Source organism: Sphingobacterium sp. JUb56 (assembly GCF_014191365.1).
In the GTDB taxonomy this organism is placed as follows: Bacteria; Bacteroidota; Bacteroidia; order Sphingobacteriales; family Sphingobacteriaceae; genus Sphingobacterium; species Sphingobacterium anhuiense.
On sequence record NZ_JACHWL010000001.1, the window covers coordinates 1,985,764 to 2,003,943 of the forward strand.

Consider the following 18,180-nt stretch of genomic DNA (forward strand, 5'->3'; position numbering starts at 1 on the left):
TAGTTTACATCGCATATTGATGAGCAACTATTCAAACTATTTGTCCACGAAATTGTTTACTAGATATACGATCTACTTAATTTAAGCAAAGAATAATATGGAAATAGAATATGTATTGGAAGAAAAAGGTGGACCAGTTCTAGCGTTAGCTATACATGATGGACATCAGATTGCCCCACAACTATCACCTATCATGAGTCTTTCAGAATCCGAACGATTACGAGAGGAGGATCCTTACACGGGTATGCTGACAGATCTAGATACTAATCGACTGATTATTAAAACCTCTAGATTCCAAGTAGACCTTAATAGACCTATTCAAGATTCCGTATATCTACGCCCTGATCAGGCATGGGGGCTTAATGTATGGAAGCAACCTCCTACTAAGACAATCTTAGCACAACTCAAACAATCGTATCATTATATTCAAAAAGTTCTTTCGGGCATGATTGAAAAAAGCATTCAGCAAAATGGGTATTTTATTATTTATGATATCCATAGTTACAATGCTAAACGATCTGGTCCTGACGAAACAGTCGACACCTACGCAAATCCAGAGATAAATATTGGAACGATCAACAATAAAGGTATTTGGAGGCCTTTGATCGACTCATTTGTAAAATACTTGAAAGAACACAATATAAATGAAAATCAGATCGACGTACGTGAGAACGTCAAATTTTCAGGTGGTTATCTTTCCAAATGGGTCACAAGTAAATATGGTCAGAAAGGATGTGTACTTTCTATTGAGTTTCGTAAAGACTTTATGAATGAATGGACAGGAACTCCTAATCTTGATCATATCGAGTCATTAAAGAAACTATTAAGGTCTTCTGTATCGTATATCAAAAACAGCTACCAAAGTCACTATGGATCAAAGTAAAGCGATTACGAAAGCAGTTACATCCATCATACAAAAAGAGCCCGTTCATATACAGTTTTCGAAAGATAGTAAACTTGTTCTCAAACGCATCATTCCGCTACTTTTAGTTTATCGGATCCCTGTAGAAGGCAAAGATCAGATGATATCCACTTTGGTTAAATCGGAATCTTGTTCTTTAGTAGGCAAATCATCAGATCTGGATTTCAATGCGGTGATCACGCCAATAATAAGACAGCTTATTGATGAATTTGGTGCATGTCAATTGATCGAAATCTGGCAGGATAAAGAGATGGATACAGACGTCGCCATCCATATTTCACAGAAATCAGCACTTCCTATTGCTCAAAAATTTATCAAAGATTTAGAATCGGATGAACAGAATATGTTCTTGTCTACTGCTATAAAAAAAGAGACAAAGTCACCAAAAAATAGAGATATAACTCCTATTATCAATCCATTGGCAGAGGAATTTAAACAATTACTTTACATGGGTATTGCACTGAAACCGCATTATAATGATGTCACGACTGGAAAGGTATATCCGCTCATTCTGCGCAATTATCGGGAAATATTTACAAAAAGTTTACGCAAGAGTTTTCTTGAATTTATCAGACTATATACATCATTAAAGGTATCACAGTTCAGGATGCTCAAGACAACTGAACTGCAACCCCTTATTATGGAAATCGATCAGAATTTAGCTTCTGAAAGTCAGAAATTCGACTTTTTGCTCTTAGTCAGTCCTTTAAATACCCGTGAAGCATGGTTACAATTTAAAAAAGATAAATTTTTAAAATCGCCAAAATTTAGATATAGACCCATGCCAATAGATCCGGAGCTGGTGAAACGCAATCTTTATAATCTACGTATTGAAGATATTGATGATCCGACTATCGCTTATCTTTTTAGGGATAAACGTAAGGAACTTGATGCTATGATGACCATGCTGATTGATCGTGGCAATGAAGGCTTTATGCACGGCAGCCTCCAAGTATTCGGAAATGTCAATGACAATTTACTGGAAACCGCAAAGGCTATACTACTGGTATACGAACAACACAGCAAGAAGCCGGTGCCTCCAAAAAAAATGATCAATGCAACCGAATTCGCCAAATTGGCAAAGGAAGAGCTTCATTATCTCAGACAACAATTTCCTTCACTGGAGACCGGCGTCCGGATCCGCGAAGATATCACAGGCATCATGGTCAACCGAGGTGTATTGAACATCAGCAAATATTATGAGGTTGAAGCGAGCAGGGCCATTGCCCTCATACAGCATGAAGTAGGTACCCACATTGTTACCTATTTCAATGGCAAGTCGCAGCCATTTAAACTGTTCAGCCTGGGTGTACCCGGTTATGAGCAATTGCAGGAAGGACTTGCTGTATTCTCCGAATACATGGTCAACGAGCTTAGCGGAGACCGTCTAAGGATTATAGCTGCACGTGTAGTGGCAGTACACCATATGCTAGCAGGGCATAATTTCAGCGATACCTTCTTCTTATTGGTAGATCATTATCATTTCACAGAAGAAATAGCCTTTCATATCTGCACCAGAGTATACCGCGGTGGTGGCTTAACAAAAGATGCTCTCTATCTAAAAGGCCTCATGAGCATCATTACCTATATCCGTGAGGGAAGAGAGCTCTCTCCTTTGCTCATTGGTAAAATCCGGGAAGACTATATCCCCATTGTTGAAGAATTAACACAAAGAGGATTATTAAACAATCCGATCCTAAAACCACGCTACCTGGCAGAACCTTATTTACAGAACTTAGAAAAAATCAAATCAGGAGACAATATTTTCAACCTTTCAAATCATTAAAAGCACTTTCCTATATGAAAATCGCATTCATCATCAATCAGACACACAAAGAAAAGGCCAGTTTCACAACAACATTGTTAGCCTACAAAGCGCTCCTACGTGGCCACTCCGTCTATTACATCGGTCTTGCTGATTTTGTTTACCTGGATCAGGATAAAATAGCCGCTCATGCCCGTGCAGTACATCAGATCGATGGTATAGCAGATACCGATCAATTGATTGATAAATTACGGTCTACCGCCAAGGAAAAAATATCATTACGGGAGCTAGATATTATTTGGCTGCGATTTGACCCCGTTCTTGACATGATCAATAGGCCTTGGGCAGCATCTATGGGATTACAGTTTGCTCAGCTCGCACAAAATCTTGGTGTACGCGTACTTAATAATCCACGCGCTCTCGTTGATGCGGAAAATAAACTTTACCTCGAAAACTTTCCCGAAGAAATCCGTCCCAACACGATCGTGACGCGAAATTACGATGACGTGAAGCAGTTTTTTGAAGAGCAAAACAATAAAATTATCCTGAAACCTTTAAAGGGTTCGGGGGGAAAAAATGTCTTTCTAGTCAATGAGCAGGAAAGTAAAAACCTCAAACAGATTGTTGAGGTGATCTGTCGCGACGGTTATTTAATCGCTCAGGAATATTTGCCCGATGCACAATATGGCGATATCCGTTTTTTCCTACTCAATGGGAAACCCCTGCTCGTTAATGGAAAATACGCTAGTGTGCACAGAGTACAATCAGCGGGAGAATTGAGGAGCAATATCCACCAGGGAGCCAAAGCCCAAGTTGCTGAGATCAGTCCCGCGCTACTGCAAATGGTACAGAAAGTGGCCGACAAACTGATGCAGGACGGGATGTATTTCGTAGGATTGGATATTATCGGTGACAAAATAATGGAAATCAACGTTTTTAGTCCTGGCGCACTGCTACAGGCATCAGAACTTAATGGTGAAGATTATGCTACTGCTATCATCAAGGATCTGGAAGAAACAACAATCAAAAAATAAGGTAGCACAGCATTCCTATTGAAACAAGGCATCACACGTGATGCCTTGTTTTTTCAATAGGATGTGTACCAAAAGGTTCGAATAAATTTATCCCTTTCAATCGTTGTCTTCAAAAATTATTCTATATCTTAAACCCATATTTAATAGCATTCAGAAGAAAACATCACAGTGGAACAGCTCAATCGATTTGATCGCATACTAGCAATATTAATTCAACTTCAATCCAAAAAAACGGTCAAAGCACAAGAACTAGCAAGCCGTTTTGAAGTCAGTTTACGGACCATCTACCGTGACGTTAGAAGCCTGACTGCGGCAGGCATTCCAATCATTGGTGAAGCAGGATTAGGTTACGAACTGGTTGAGGGTTATAAGATTCCTCCAATGATGTTCACAAAAGCAGAAATCACGAGTTTTGTAGCCGCTGAGAAGCTGGTGTTTAAATTTATCGATAAGGAAATGAAAGATCATTTCTCTTCGGCCATCTATAAGCTGAAGGCGATTATACGGAGTTCCGATAAGGATTGGATGGAAACTATTGATAAACATGTAGTCATGAAATCTATTTCGCATAATCAGCTGAGCTCAGCACTCCCCAATACTTTGACGACTCTATTTCAATGCATCGCCCAGAAAAATGTATTGGAAATTAGCTATCAGGCTACCTATCAGCAAGAACCTAGCGTACGTGACATAGAACCGATCGGTGTGTTTCATGAAAGTAATTATTGGTACATCTATGCTTTCTGTTTGGTAAGAAACGATTATAGACAGTTCCGTACAGATCGCATCTCTAACATTAGAATATTGGATCAATTACAATTTAAACAACATCCTGATCTTGAACAATATCTCGCAGAACGAGAAAAGGAAGCCAATTTTACGCGCGTAGTACTTCATGTCGATCCACAATTTGCGCATTATCTACATTGGGAACGTAAATATTTTGGTTTTAAAAAAGAAAGCCTGAATGATGGTATGGTCGAAATGGTATTTGATGTCAAAAATGCTGACATGGGATTCGCACGCTGGTATATGATGTTCGGTGACCGTGCAGACATTATTAGCCCCCAATCTTTAAAAGACACGGTAAGGTCCTTACTGAAATCTCAGGCAGAACGACTGGCATAAAAAAACCTCCAGAGAGCAGCTTGCTCCTTGGAGGTCGTAAGTTTTAGCGGTATTAACGCTCCCAAAAGAATGGCGGCTCAATCCCCAAACTTCTCAGATAAACATATCCTTGCGCTCGGTGATGAATCTCATTATCGATAAAATATAAAATATTTTCAATGACAGGAAACTCATATTGACCGAACAAATTAAATGTCTCGTGAAAATTTTCTTCTTTAAGTTGCGCCCATAATTGCTTAAGCTCTTCCGTATGCTGATCCCACACTTCTAAAATGGCGGCCTTGCTTGTATACTTATTTGCTTCAGCATATGCTTCCACCTGTCTATTGACTATGCCCGTTAAACCGGGAACAGCAATCGATATCAGTTCATTTGCCAATTCACCAAATGTACGCATACCCGGCACAGCATAAGTGAAAAGCTCTGCTTCAGGAAACTTCTCGATCGTTCTTCTAGTCAGGTTTCTATGACCTAACCAATGTTTCAATAATTCTTCTTTGGTAATAACTGCTGCTGTATTCATATCGCTTTATTTTTAATTGATAAATCAAAATTACAAGCAATAGTGACAGCCTATTGTCAGCAGTAAAAAATTATTTTGGCATTACTTTATAAGTCGGATCATTTTCAGAAGCCTCAATCTCTACCGGACTGTTTGCTTTCCTCATGATGGCTTTACAATCCTCGCTCAGATGGCGTAAGCGAAGTGTTTTAGATTGACTCTGATATTTATATCCAAGTTTATTAACGGCATCTATAGCGCTCATATCTGTAATCTTACTTTCCTTAAAATCAACGATCACAAGATCAGGGTCTTCATTGACTTCAAATTTCTCTAAAAATCCAGCTACTGACCCAAAAAATAGCGGACCATAAATTTCATACACCTTATTTCCGGCTTCATCAATCGTTTTTCGCGCTCGAATACGTTTTGCATTATCCCAAGCAAATACAAGTGCCGAAATTACCACACCGACCAGTACAGCTAAAGCCAAGTTGTGCAACACAATCGTAATTAGTGCGACAAGCATACCGACGATTACATCAGACTTCGGCATCTTAGTGATAATACGGAAAGAAATCCATTGAAAAGTTCCTATAGCCACCACCATCATTACCCCCACTAAAGCAGCCATCGGTATCTGTTCAATAAAAGGAGAAGCAATCAGGATGATCGTCAATATTGTGAGGGCACCGATAATACCGGAAAGTCGTGAACGGGACCCTGCATTAATATTAACTAGCGTTTGTGCCACCATAGCACAGCCTCCCATCCCTCCAAAAAATCCATTTACCAGATTCGCCGTTCCCTGCGCCATAGCTTCTTTATTAGCGTTTCCTTTCGTATTTGTCAGTTCATCGACCATTGATAGGGTCAAAAGCGACTCAATCATCCCCACAGAGCCCATAACCAGCGCAAATGGAAAGATAATAGTTAGTGTCTCCCAAGTAAAGGGTACAGAAGGAATATGAAATGCCGGTAAGTTTCCTTTAACAGAAGCGATATCGCCCACTGTTTTGGTATCGATCTTAAAAATATACACGAGTAAGAAGGTGGCCAATATGGCTACTAATGATGCTGGAATCGCTTTAGAAATCTTAGGGAATAGATAGACCACTAATGCTGCAAATAAAGTAAGCCCTAACATAATATAGGCTGAAGCACCCGATAACCAATGTGTTACTCCTGAAGAATCTACAGTCTTAAACTGCTCGACCTGAGACATAAAGATAATTACAGCTAAACCATTAAGAAAGCCATACATCACGGGTTGCGGAATCAGTCGGACGAACTTCCCAAATTTGAAAGCTCCTACCATAAACTGCAAAATACCTGCCAGTACAACAGTAGCAAACAAATATTCAACACCATGCATGCTGATCAACGCGATGAGTGTGACGACAGTTGCTCCTGCACCGCCAGAAATCATTCCCGGTCTCCCACCCAAAATAGCCGTGACCAAGCCCATTATAAACGCGGCATAGAGACCCGTCAAAGGAGAAAGACCAGCTAGTATAGCAAATGACAATGATTCTGGAATCATGGTCATCGCCACAGTCAATCCTGCCAAAATCTCTACTCTATAGTTTATTTTACCATGTGGATTTAAATATCGAAGTATTGCGCTCATTGAACTTATTTTTTGCAAAAATACACAAGCATCCGCAGATCCTTGTGTATTTTATATTCTTTTTCATTAGCATTGAAACTGCAACAAGAGCATGATGCATTTGAATCAAAAAATAGTAGCGCAAATGATTAGCTGTTAAATCGCATCCTACGAAAATCTTTACTGACGATGCATTCCCGAAAGCATATTTTTCCAGAGAGATGGATTATCCGTCTGTATAATCCTAACATAAGGGTATTTTTTCAGGAAGATCTCGTAAACAGTACTTCCTTCACGAAGAGCTTTTTCATCTATATCGCCCAACGTATTCATCCACAAAATAACACCCTGATCTTTAAGCTTTACTAATTCATTATAATTATCGAAAGACTCATCAATATGAATAATGGAAGTCCGTTTGGATTTTAGTATCTCATGCAGATCCTTCATACTCCGTGCACGAGGAAAAAGAGTGATACGAGGATTGAGCTTATAAAACTTTTCGATAAGTCGGTGATCGTATAAAAAGAACAGAACTTCATCTTCCATATTTTCTGCAGCAATCAATTCAAAAGTTTTTGCCACATACTTTTCGTTTTCTTCCTTAAAATCTATATCCAATATAATTTTACCTCTACATAAGCGTAGTACTTCCTTAAGCGTTGGAATATGACAGTTAGAGGCAGCACCTGCTGGAGTATCCCGTAAATACAAGGTTTGTATTTCAGCATAGGTCAGCTGACTCACTTTTCCTTTACCTGTTGTTGTGCGATCTACCGTTGCATCATGCATCAAGATCAACACACCATCTTTGGTACTGCGAATATCGATTTCAACAACAGAAACTCCTAACCTGATCGCCTCCAAAATGGAGGCGATTGAATTCTCAGGAAATTCCTTATGTGCCCCACGGTGAGCAGCAATATGCTGTTCTTTTTCCGACAGTTTGGCTAGCAAACGATCAGATTGACCATAAGCAACTGAAAACAAAATACTTGAAACGATTAACAGAACTCGAAAAATAGTTAATACATGTATCATGTTATTTGTGAGTTAGTTCAAATGAGTCAAATAATTGTCCATTCAATTTATAACTTGAAAAGATAAGTTTACTGTCCGTAACCCGAATAACTTGGTAGAGCTGCGTCTGCGCACCTGACACTTCCATCCAACGTTCCGAATCGGAACCATACATCTTTGGTCCTGCTACAGAAAGGAGATATACCGGACGAACTTTACCAGCTGTTCCTCGTGCATAGGTATGATCATGTCCCTGCAAAACCAAGTCTACGCCATATTTTTCAAAAATAGGTCTAAAACGTTCTCGAAGAATGGTATTGTCTCTATTCTTTGCAGTTGAATAAACCGGATGGTGCATCACCACAATATTCCATTTGGCTTTTGAAGATGCCAAAACCTCTGTTAACCATTGTTCCTGTTTTTTAGCAGCAATAGAATCCAGCATGATCAATTGCGAATTTAAAGAGATCATGCGCACATCTTGATAATCTAAATAATAGACCGCATCTTGCATTCCCTTTGGTCCATTTTTAGGAAGATTAAAATGCTTTTTCCAATGCGGATCTAAGACCAGCTGCTCCATAGAGTCTCTGCGGTATTCGTGATTGCCTGGTGTGGGTACAGCAGGTATCATCTGATGGATAAATCCAGCTCCTTCATGCCATTCCCCCCATTCGCTATCGTTGTTTGAACGGTTTATCAAATCGCCAGCATGGACAATAAAACGTGCATTAGGCTCCTGTTGAAAAGCTTTTCTAATAGATCGGGACCATTTCGAGCGTAAATCATTCTGCGCATCGCCCAGGTAAATAAATGAAAAATCACCCTTTACATCAGCCGTACGAAACTGATTCCACGCACTCCAATTCTTACCATCCCCTACGCGATAGGTGTAGATTGTACCAGGCTTTAGGCCTTGAAACGAAACCTGTCCATAGTTATCCGCAGTCTGACCTTCAATTTTCAATGGACTCGTTACACCTAATACTGTCTGTGCAGATTTCTCTAGATCAGGGCTGCTCTGCTCCTCTACAACCTGCCCCACAGCTTTAGTCGCAGAACCATTTATCCGCCAACTTACAGATTGTGTCGTTGATGGTTGATCTGACCAAGTCAACGTGATACGATCAGGATATAGGCCTCGATCGCTCGGTTGTGCTGTTCCTTTATATAGGGCACAGCACAGACTCAAGGATAAAATTAAATTCTTTAAAATCATTTCATCAATATTAATGGTGTACATATAAAATTACCATGGCCTGTTCGTTCCTTGTAACAACCAAGATTTAGACCATGCACTATTTTCATTATCTGCTTGTGAGTAGGCCGTTTTTTCAATTCTAGCCAATGCTTCTGTTGCATTTTTTTGATTCACACTCATTTCATTCTGCATGTATGGAATACGTAATGGTAATTGAGAACGAATCGCAGCAGGCCCAGCTTTCAATTGCGGATAGCCCGTCCTTCTATAGTCAAACCAAGCCTGCGTTGCTGTTGACCAGTTAGAAATCCATTTCTGCTCCATAATCTGTGCTTGGGTGTTATTAAAGGCGACACCAGGCTGTTGGATATATACGTTATACGCATCTTCTTTACCCCAGGTAGCGAGCGAATTGCGCACTCCCTGCTCATAATAGGCCTTTGCAGACTCTGGCAATACCCATCCCTTCCATGCCGCTTCAGCTAATATAAAACTCACTTCAGATGCCGCCAGTAGTCGAGCATTCAGTATTTCCCCCTTAGCTGCCTTATAGCTATCATTAAGGTAAGAAACATGCGGATTCATCGACGTTTGTCCAGGGCTCGGGTTGAGATTATAAGCCGATGGATTTTTAGAACCACTGGGTGGTAGTCCTACATATTCCGCATCGACATCCACCACAATACCTTTCACCACATCGGGTGAAACAATACGTACACCGTTCACAATTTTATCCGTTCCACTTGGTTCTGTCGTACGAACCTCAATCGGGATTTCCACCTTTTTGGCCCAAACTGCAATACGTGGATCATGAAGAGCTTGCAAGCGATCAACAAGTGTTGCACACATTTTCATCCGGCGAAAATTACTCCCACTTGCATCATAAACGGTATTCGAAGGCCAAGAATCTGATGCATTATTTCCCATAAAACTCATCAAAACCTCATCTTCTGCAGATGTAATTATGGGGAAATCAGCCGGATGAGCCAGCATATTTTCTATTCCTTGCTTAGCAAATGTATTTTCTTTTTCAGCGATTCGCATGTAGTAACGCAACGCCAATGAGTTCGCAAAACGGCGCCATTTTGCGACGTTACCCCCAAAATAGATATCTGCACTTGCCAAAACGTCATAACGGCCATTTGGTTTTGAAAATAGGGTATTTGCCTGTTTCAGTTCTTCAATTATTCCTTTGTAGATCACGTCTTGTCGATCAAACTTTGGGAAGTTGTACTGCACTCCGCCCTGTTCAGCTTTCAACGCATCGGTATAAGGGGCATCGCCCCACAAATCTGTGATCAAGCCAAACAGATAAGCGCGCATGACCAGTGAAACTCCATGATGAAAATCAAGCCCCAATTCTTCAGAGCGGCGACGCATCAATTCATTATCGCGTAAGAATCCATAATAAGCATCCCAACTTAATATCCCCCCAGTCCACTCATAATCATTGTGCGAATCAAACCAGGCATCCAGTTGGGTGTATTGAACTACACCACCTAGATCTGTAAAATTGAGATCATTATATTTACTTCCTGCACCAGCAAGTATCGTAGGTAAAAGTAAATTTGGATTTGCGTCTTCCTCACTAACACCATTTGGATTGATATTGATTTCCGTGAGATCTTTACAGCTCCACAAGCAAAAACTTATGGCGGATACAAATAATGCTATTTTTATAATTTTAAAATAATTGTTCATTGTTGGCTTTATATTAAAATGTGATATTAACTTTAAATCCGATAGGCATAGCCCATGGAGTCACGTTGTAACGCTCTATCCCCTGCTTAAAACCGACTCCGACCTCAGATTGAAATGCCATTTCTGGATCAATTCCGACCTTAGCCTTTGTCCATAAAAGTAAATTACGCGTATAGACCCCTACACTTCCACCATCGATGCCCATACGGGTAAGCCATTTTCCTTTCAAATCATAACTGAAGGACAATTCTCTTAATTTGATAAATGATGCGTCAAATGTGGCTGCATTCATAAAATCCCAAGGATAATTGTCTGAATAAGCGATATACTTTGTCCCCTCACCTCCGAGATTTTCCTTATATCCTTTGATATTACCCTGAGCATCGTATTCAGCAATAACTCCTGGATTGAATACGCCGAAGTTTCCAACATTTCCACCCACATTGACAGGATAGCCCCCATATTCATCACCTGGCCCTCCAACAATAGGATAACGATTGCCTTGTACACGAACCAGGTCATTTTCAATCAAATAATTCCGCAATGACTCTCCTGTCAGTCCATTTGGATTGATCAACTGATCCAAAAATCGTTGTGTAGTGAGGTTCGATTCAAAATAGCGGTAAGTTTGAGACATAAATTTACCTCCAAAACGCAGATCAGCGGCAAGGTGCATTGTCCATTTTTTATAACGCAGTGAGGACTGGATACCCATACTGAAATCAGGATTAAAATTGCCGATCTTATTACGGCTATTATTAATACGTACAGCCTGCCAAGAACCATTTTTATCTAAAATAGGATAACCGTTATAGGGAGATGATGGATCTTCAACAGTCACGAGTTTAGAGTCGTACAGATCACCTATCTCTTCTCCTACATAGGTACGTGCTCCACCTCGACCATCTGTCCAGAAAGTATGAAATTCAACACCTTCCGAGAGCTCATTGATACGTGTGCGATTACGTGACCAGTTAGCACCTAAATCCCAGGTCCAGTTTTCCTTTTCAATAGGACGTCCAGACAATGCCAGTTCTATCCCCTTACTACTCAGTAGTCCCGCATTAATATTTCTCGAACTAAATCCGCTCGAGCTCGGTAATGTCGTAGAAATGATCTGATTTTTATTGTCTAGCGTATAATAGGTCCCTTCAAATTTTAATCTGTTTTTCCAGATTCCGAGATCAGTACCAACCTCGTAAGAAGTAGCCTGTTCTGGCTTAAGATTGGGTAAAAGAAGCTTTCCAGAACGTGTGATACGCAACACATCACCCCAGCTTCCGGGATTACTCAGCACATTAAACAAATTGTAGCTTCCGGTATCATTTCCTACACGGGCGATACCACCCCGCAACTTGAAGAGACTCACAGCCGTTGGCAACGTAAAAACACGGTCGGCCAATACGCTCAGAGATGCCGACGGATAGAAGTAAGAACGATTGGCGGCGGGTAAAGTACTTGACCAATCATTTCGACCTGTCAAATCCAGGTATACCATATCCCGATAACTAAGATTGATCAACCCATAAACGCTATTGACAGCACGCTCTGAAAGACTACTTGCAAAATCCAAGTTCAGCGGACTGATATTGGAAAGACTGTACAAACCAGGAGTGGTTAGGCCAGCACCATTCTTAGAGGCATTTTGTACCGAATTTGATTTAGAATAACGGAGATTACCACCAAGCGATCCTGTTGCATGAAAGTCGCCTACCTTTTTATTATAAGTAGTCAGAAAATCAATATTCTGTTCCATATTCATCAGATTGACGATACCATAGGCACCTCGTGGTTCATTGGTATAGCTATAGGGTATTTTAGTCTCCCGATTCTCCCAGTACACATCTGTCGCATAGCGCACCATCATATTCCAATCCTTCCGAATGTTCCAATCCAAGCGCAAATTTCCGAATACGCGATCGCGCACAAAACCATTATTGACACCGTAGGCTAAAAAATAAGGGTTATTAAAATTTCCAATTGACTGCGAGCGTTGCTGTAACCCTTCCTGTCCAGGCATCCAATAATCTTTCAGATCCAAGATATTGATGTGAGGTGCAACTTCATATACCGCTTGCAAAGGATTTGTTCCGCGATTGGTAGCCGGGCGATTATTTGAATTGTTTCGACTAGCATCCAGAGACATTCCCAATGAAAGATTATGCCGTAGACGCATCGTTGCATTAATATTTAACGTATTTCTAAACAAATCGGCGTTAGGTACAATACCTCTATTGTTCATATTAGAATAAGAAAAACGATAATCGAGTCGCTCACTGCGATTAGCCAACGAAATGCCATTGGTACTCGTTATTCCAGTCTGTACAAAATTTTTAATATTATTCGGGTAAGACTTTAGTTCTGTCGGGATCTGATTTCCATCGGCATCACGCGGACTATTCCATTGGATGGCCTTATACCCTTTATCCAAAGCAGGCCCCACCATATAACTGGATTCCTCTTCAATCTTCAGATCGCCGGCAAGATCTCCAGGTTTCCAGGGCATGGTACCACTTGCAAATTTGTTATGCAAGTCAATGTAATGATAAGGAATATCGAAAACGGTATTGCTGGTCACGTTTATCGTCATTTTCTCCGTATTCTTACCGCTCTTGGTTGTGATCAAAACAACGCCATTACCAGCTCGCGATCCATACAGAGCCGCGGCACTGGGTCCTTTTAAAACAGAAATATTTTCAATATCTTCTGGATTGATATTGGATATCGCATTGCCATAATCGACCTTATTATCATCACCAATCTGGCCGATATTGTTAAGCTGATTCATGATCGGCACCCCATCAACGACAAATAGAGGCTGATTATCGGTACTTAAAGATGAAGCACCACGAATCACCATACTCACCGAGGAACCTGTAGGACCCGTGGCACTGATCGTAACCCCCGGAACCTTTCCTGCCATCGCAATCATAAAATTATCATTGTTCACCCGATTCAGATCTTCCCCCTTCACTGTACCTACAGCATACCCAAGTGAACGGTCCTGCCGTTTGATTCCCAGAGCTGTGACGACCACTTCTCCCAGTTCATTTTTATTTTCTTCTAAAATGACAGACTGCACCCCGGCAGAATTGGCATCTATCTTTAGCGCACTTATTTCCTTGGTTCCATAAGAAATATGGCTAACCAAGATGTTATAAGTACCCGCCGGAACTTTCAATTGGGCATCTCCCTTAGCATTGGTCAGCACACTTTGACCGTTAGATCTAATTTTAATAGATGCTCCAGCAATTGGCTTGAGTGCATTATCGCTGACATGCAGACGCACGTTAAAGGTCTGCTGCACTTCTTCGGTCACCAAAACAACAGCACCGTTTACCTTTTTTGACTGGATATTGGTATTTCTCAAAATATAGCGCAATACTTCTTCAAAGCTTGCATTTTGAAAAGTGCGCTCTTTTACCAGGACTTTCTCCAATTGTAAAACTTGCTTGTCATAACCGATCCCGAGACCAGTTTGCTGCGATAGAAGCATGAGCGCCTGCGAAGCATTACCTGCTTTTAGATGGATATTGATTCCTTCTGATTTAACTTGTCTGCTATGGGCATGAATTGAAGTTGCTGTAACTTCAGAGATAGATACAAATGAGCTGAAAGCTAATGCAGCAGCCAATGTGCTGAGCTTCGTAATTTTATACATATATTTGCATTAATGTTTATCATTTAACATGAATTAAGGGTGCTCACTGGTCGATTTTGCGGTTTGCCAGATGAGCACTTTTTTATTGAGAAACTCCCCAAGTTTCCCAACTTTAACTGTTTTAAGTTTATTGATGTAGTATTATTTCATTTCCTTCCCTTCTAAAATTAATTTGGTGAATATGACAGATCATATGAAGAAGCTGATCGACCGATTTTACCTGCGGTAAAAGCAACGAATAGCTAAAACGATCTGTATCCAAGCTGTCACTGCGTAAGATCAAGCCATAACGGTTGTAAATAAGTTCCTGCAATTCCTGAAAATTAGCGCCAGACATTAAAATACCTCCACGTGTCCAGATATCGGCATGATCAGCATTAGTATCAAACAGTTTATAGCTCCCCAGATTTTTTTCATATTGTAAACTTTTTCCTGCTGTAAGCACGTGTAATGATGGATTTATCTTGCTCTCGACACGCACACGTCCGGTTTTAACATCGATCGTAATATTTTTTGATTGCTCGGAATTATTGACATTAAAAGAAGTACCGAGCACAGCAATGGTCAATGCTCCCGTTTCGATAGAAAACGGATGTAGCGTATCGCGCTGCACATTAAAAAAGGCTTCTCCTTGATCCAGGTAAATTTTTCGACTTTGCAGATACTCCTGTTCATGATAGCGAACCTGAGTATTTCCATTTAGCATTATGGTGGAATGATCTGGAAGTTGCAACTCCATTTGTTCACCTGGGCGCGTCGAAATCTGTGTGAACACAATTGAAGCCGTCGTGGTATCTTGACGGAAAGGTTGCGACCTTTGATAGATTAACAAACCTGAAATACCGAAAATCAAAACTGAAGCCGCAATAGAAATCCAGCGGAGCCGTACCACGCGCGCCTGTTTTTTAGTTGCTTGAATGGCAGGAGGAAATGCCGCAAATATCGCTTCCTTGACTTTGGTTTTATGCTGTTCATCTGTAAATGGATCTGCTGTACCAGAAGAAACCTCATCATACCAGCTATCCACGGTATTTTTTTCCTCAACAGATAGTTTATCTGCCAGGTAACGCTGTATTATATTTTTAAACTCTTCTAAATTCACTTGTGTGCTGTTGTTTTACTTACTACAGGTGAAGAGCTTCAAAATACTTTAAGAAACTGTTTTCTTTAGGTTAAGAAATTATGAAACAGGTAAGCACTTGCTAAAACTAAAAAGATATCATCGTGGTCGGCGAATCGTTGCGTCAGATCTTGCTTCAATATTTTCTTTGCTTCATACAGATGATTTTTTACCGTCTGCTCGGCAATACTCAGTTTTTGAGCAATCTGTTGAATGGAGTAATTATCATTTCTCAAAAGATATACAGCCTGCATGGTTTTGGGTAACCTGGCTACAGAACGATCTACTATATTTTCTAATTCCTGGTACTGCGCATGTGTATTATCGCTCAGGGCTGTAAACTTATCCATCCGGTACAGCATCTTTTCCATGATATTTTCACGTACCTTCTCTGTTGCATAATGATTTAAGATCCTATTCTTGATTGCCTTAAAAAAATAAGGTTTTAACGATTCGTAATCCTCCTTAAGCAGGTGGCGTTTTTCCCAAATCTGAATAAATACTTCCTGAACGATATCTTTCGAAATCGCTTCATCCTGCAAATGCCGGTAAGCTACTGTATATAACTCTTCCCAGTAAGAATCAAAAAAAAAGGTAAAAGCTCGTGGATCTCCATTTTTAAATCGAGACAAATAAAGGATTTCCTTCTTGGTTTGGGTAGACATGACCTAACAAAGATAGGTTGATGATATTACGCTAATATTAACTTACCATCAACCTTACGATACACCTATGGGAATAGCCTCAGGATAGTGTAAATACCTCAAGACTTATTCCCATATAAGATTAAGCCTGATCAGAATGAACAGTCCACAATATTTACAAACGTAAGCCTTTCCAGAAAGGAAGCAAGGAGATGCCAACCTGCACAAAAGATACCAATGATAATAATACGACAAGATAACCAATAAAGATTTTCCGACATGACGCGATAGATAACAGGTGAGATAAAAACAAGAGGATTAAGCGTCAAAATAAGTTTAAATAATTCCGCTTAAGATCACTTAAAGTGCTACAACTTTGAACAATCTATTTATGTCCAGTTATAACTGATCGAATTATATCACAAAATAAAAACACTTAGTATGAGCAGTATATCCTAACCATAGGAAATTATGGAATTAGATGGCTCAATTTTTGATTTCTTAGGAGAAATCTATTATTAAAAAAGATAATTTTATTACAAAAAAACAATTACATGAAGAACTCCTTTAAATCACTATTTACCAAACTTTGTACACTCCTTCTGATATTTTCTGTCCTACAATCCTGTTCTGAAACTCCAGATAAATTCTTTGGTGTAGCGATTTTAAATACCAATACCATATCAGATTTTGGAACGCCCAGATTAGCAAAACAGCTTAATGATAATACAATTGAATATCCAGATATTCCTTCTAGCAAAAAGAACGGAAATGAAGCGACAGATATTATTAAAAATAAGATTCTCTATTTGGAAAAAGTACTTAAGGATCTAAATGCACTATCAGCCAATAGTGATGATAGAGAAGAAATCAAAAAACAAGCCATTGCACTATATGAATTTGTATTGCCGGTATATAAAAATGAATATACTGCTTATGCGCAGCTTTGTGACACCAAAGCTCCTCAAGAGCAAAAAGATAAAATAGCAAATTCAATAGAACAAAAATACAATGCTGAGTTTGAAAAAAGATTAAACTCTTTAGTAGCGCTAGGAAAAGAATTTGCAACCGAAAACAACCTGAATGTAAAGTGGGATTAAGCGATGTTGTCCATCCGAATTAACCGGAATCATTACATGTAATGTAGAATCCTGTCGTATTTAGGTATAGGGTATATTTGAAAAGTGAATTAAAATAATCACTTTTCAAATATACTCCTTAAAGAAGGGATTTTAATGTAAAAAAACTAGAATTTAGGTTTTTTAATGTTGATCCATGTTTTATTCGGTTCCTTAATGAGGTCTCCCGGCAATATTCTATTCAATATAAAGTCCTCCTCTTTAATAACATATGACGTGGGGCTTTCAGACTCAGGCACATAAACCATTTTAAAGATTGCATCAGGATCTGAACAACTAATATCAGATTCTACGACTTGTATATCGTTGCTAGCCAACCAGGCAGCAAGCTCCTCATTGTCAAAATGTCTGATATAATTAACTTCTGTATCAAAATTCTTTAGTTCGATCGCAGCCAGTTCCGGGAAAAAAGTGGTCAGATAACTCTCATACGCTTTTCTATCATTCTTTCTCAAAGCATAATTTTTGACAATGAGACGATGGGGATTATATTCAAAGTTGAAATCATTCGGATTTTCAACAAACCCATAATGCTTATCATAAGCGATAATACGGGTGTCCATATTTAATTTATCTTCTTCCATAATTATACTTTAGAGTATTAACAATTAAAAACACCATATTGTTCAAGAGAAATCGTTGAAGTTAACGCCTTAACTTGAGATACAACCATTGACAAGCTGCTGTTTTTAACTCCACTACAATTACAAACTTAATTTCATGGTCTTGTGATT

At 39.6% G+C, this 18,180-nt stretch carries 14 protein-coding genes; 5 read left to right on the forward strand and 9 right to left on the reverse strand.

Annotation, left to right across the window (positions count from 1 at the left end):
- Positions 1-97: 97 nt before the first annotated feature.
- The 4 genes from FHR29_RS08290 to FHR29_RS26770 all read left to right on the forward strand — a co-directional run bounded on the left by FHR29_RS08290 (position 98) and on the right by FHR29_RS26770 (position 4,849).
- Entirely contained in the window at positions 98-883 is a 786-nt protein-coding gene (locus FHR29_RS08290) for an N-formylglutamate amidohydrolase (protein WP_021191141.1), read from the forward strand.
- Entirely contained in the window at positions 870-2,708 is a 1,839-nt protein-coding gene (locus tag FHR29_RS08295; protein ID WP_183913718.1) for a flavohemoglobin expression-modulating QEGLA motif protein, read from the forward strand. Before FHR29_RS08290 ends, FHR29_RS08295 begins: the two co-directional genes overlap by 14 nt.
- A 14-nt stretch (positions 2,709-2,722) precedes the next feature.
- Positions 2,723-3,721, forward strand: a complete 999-nt coding sequence (locus FHR29_RS08300) for an ATP-grasp domain-containing protein (protein ID WP_132767630.1) — start codon at positions 2,723-2,725, stop codon at positions 3,719-3,721.
- A 168-nt stretch (positions 3,722-3,889) separates the two neighbouring features.
- Positions 3,890-4,849, forward strand: coding sequence for a YafY family protein (locus FHR29_RS26770; protein ID WP_206368235.1), 960 nt, complete (start codon positions 3,890-3,892; stop codon positions 4,847-4,849).
- Between the two features lie 52 nt (positions 4,850-4,901).
- On the opposite strand, the gene FHR29_RS08310 is transcribed toward FHR29_RS26770, so the two are convergent.
- The 8 genes from FHR29_RS08310 to FHR29_RS08345 form a co-directional block, all read right to left on the reverse strand.
- Complete coding sequence (locus FHR29_RS08310) at positions 4,902-5,372, reverse strand: DinB family protein (protein ID WP_132840384.1); 471 nt, start codon at positions 5,370-5,372, stop codon at positions 4,902-4,904.
- 70 nt (positions 5,373-5,442) lie between these two features.
- A complete protein-coding gene (locus tag FHR29_RS08315) occupies positions 5,443-6,981 on the reverse strand; it encodes a SulP family inorganic anion transporter (protein WP_183913720.1) in 1,539 nt (512 codons plus the stop codon).
- Positions 6,982-7,140: 159 nt separating this feature from the next.
- A complete protein-coding gene (locus tag FHR29_RS08320; protein WP_132767622.1) occupies positions 7,141-8,001 on the reverse strand; it encodes a glycerophosphodiester phosphodiesterase family protein in 861 nt (286 codons plus the stop codon).
- Between the two features lies 1 nt (position 8,002).
- A complete protein-coding gene (locus tag FHR29_RS08325; RefSeq protein WP_183913722.1) occupies positions 8,003-9,199 on the reverse strand; it encodes a metallophosphoesterase family protein in 1,197 nt (398 codons plus the stop codon).
- Positions 9,200-9,229: 30 nt separating this feature from the next.
- Positions 9,230-10,882, reverse strand: coding sequence for a SusD/RagB family nutrient-binding outer membrane lipoprotein (locus tag FHR29_RS08330; RefSeq protein ID WP_183913724.1), 1,653 nt, complete (start codon positions 10,880-10,882; stop codon positions 9,230-9,232).
- 13 nt (positions 10,883-10,895) lie between these two features.
- Positions 10,896-14,543 carry a SusC/RagA family TonB-linked outer membrane protein gene (locus FHR29_RS08335; protein WP_260291971.1) on the reverse strand — a complete coding sequence of 1,216 codons (3,648 nt, stop codon included), beginning with the start codon at positions 14,541-14,543 and terminating at the stop codon, positions 10,896-10,898.
- 127 nt (positions 14,544-14,670) lie between these two features.
- Positions 14,671-15,645 (reverse strand): FecR domain-containing protein, encoded by a 975-nt coding sequence (locus tag FHR29_RS08340; protein WP_183913726.1) that lies wholly within the window; start codon positions 15,643-15,645, stop codon positions 14,671-14,673.
- A 65-nt stretch (positions 15,646-15,710) separates the two neighbouring features.
- Positions 15,711-16,328, reverse strand: a complete 618-nt coding sequence (locus FHR29_RS08345) for an RNA polymerase sigma factor (RefSeq protein WP_183913728.1) — start codon at positions 16,326-16,328, stop codon at positions 15,711-15,713.
- 533 nt (positions 16,329-16,861) lie between these two features.
- Between FHR29_RS08345 and FHR29_RS08350 the strand changes: the two genes are divergently transcribed.
- Positions 16,862-17,407, forward strand: coding sequence for a hypothetical protein (locus FHR29_RS08350; RefSeq protein WP_183913730.1), 546 nt, complete (start codon positions 16,862-16,864; stop codon positions 17,405-17,407).
- A 146-nt stretch (positions 17,408-17,553) separates the two neighbouring features.
- Here FHR29_RS08350 and FHR29_RS08355 read toward each other — a convergent pair whose 3' ends face one another.
- Positions 17,554-18,030 (reverse strand): hypothetical protein, encoded by a 477-nt coding sequence (locus tag FHR29_RS08355; protein WP_183913732.1) that lies wholly within the window; start codon positions 18,028-18,030, stop codon positions 17,554-17,556.
- Positions 18,031-18,180 lie beyond the last annotated feature (150 nt).

Coding starts and splice junctions, on each gene's coding strand:
- FHR29_RS08290 (WP_021191141.1), top strand. CDS start 98: ATGGAAATAGAATATGTATTGGAAGAAAAAGGTGGACCAGTTCTAGCG.
- FHR29_RS08295 (WP_183913718.1), top strand. CDS start 870: ATGGATCAAAGTAAAGCGATTACGAAAGCAGTTACATCCATCATACAA.
- FHR29_RS08300 (WP_132767630.1), top strand. CDS start 2,723: ATGAAAATCGCATTCATCATCAATCAGACACACAAAGAAAAGGCCAGT.
- FHR29_RS08310 (WP_132840384.1), bottom strand. CDS start 5,372: ATGAATACAGCAGCAGTTATTACCAAAGAAGAATTATTGAAACATTGG.
- FHR29_RS08315 (WP_183913720.1), bottom strand. CDS start 6,981: ATGAGCGCAATACTTCGATATTTAAATCCACATGGTAAAATAAACTAT.
- FHR29_RS08320 (WP_132767622.1), bottom strand. CDS start 8,001: ATGATACATGTATTAACTATTTTTCGAGTTCTGTTAATCGTTTCAAGT.
- FHR29_RS08325 (WP_183913722.1), bottom strand. CDS start 9,199: ATGATTTTAAAGAATTTAATTTTATCCTTGAGTCTGTGCTGTGCCCTA.
- FHR29_RS08330 (WP_183913724.1), bottom strand. CDS start 10,882: ATGAACAATTATTTTAAAATTATAAAAATAGCATTATTTGTATCCGCC.
- FHR29_RS08335 (WP_260291971.1), bottom strand. CDS start 14,543: ATGTATAAAATTACGAAGCTCAGCACATTGGCTGCTGCATTAGCTTTC.
- FHR29_RS08345 (WP_183913728.1), bottom strand. CDS start 16,328: ATGTCTACCCAAACCAAGAAGGAAATCCTTTATTTGTCTCGATTTAAA.
- FHR29_RS08350 (WP_183913730.1), top strand. CDS start 16,862: ATGAAGAACTCCTTTAAATCACTATTTACCAAACTTTGTACACTCCTT.
- FHR29_RS08355 (WP_183913732.1), bottom strand. CDS start 18,030: ATGGAAGAAGATAAATTAAATATGGACACCCGTATTATCGCTTATGAT.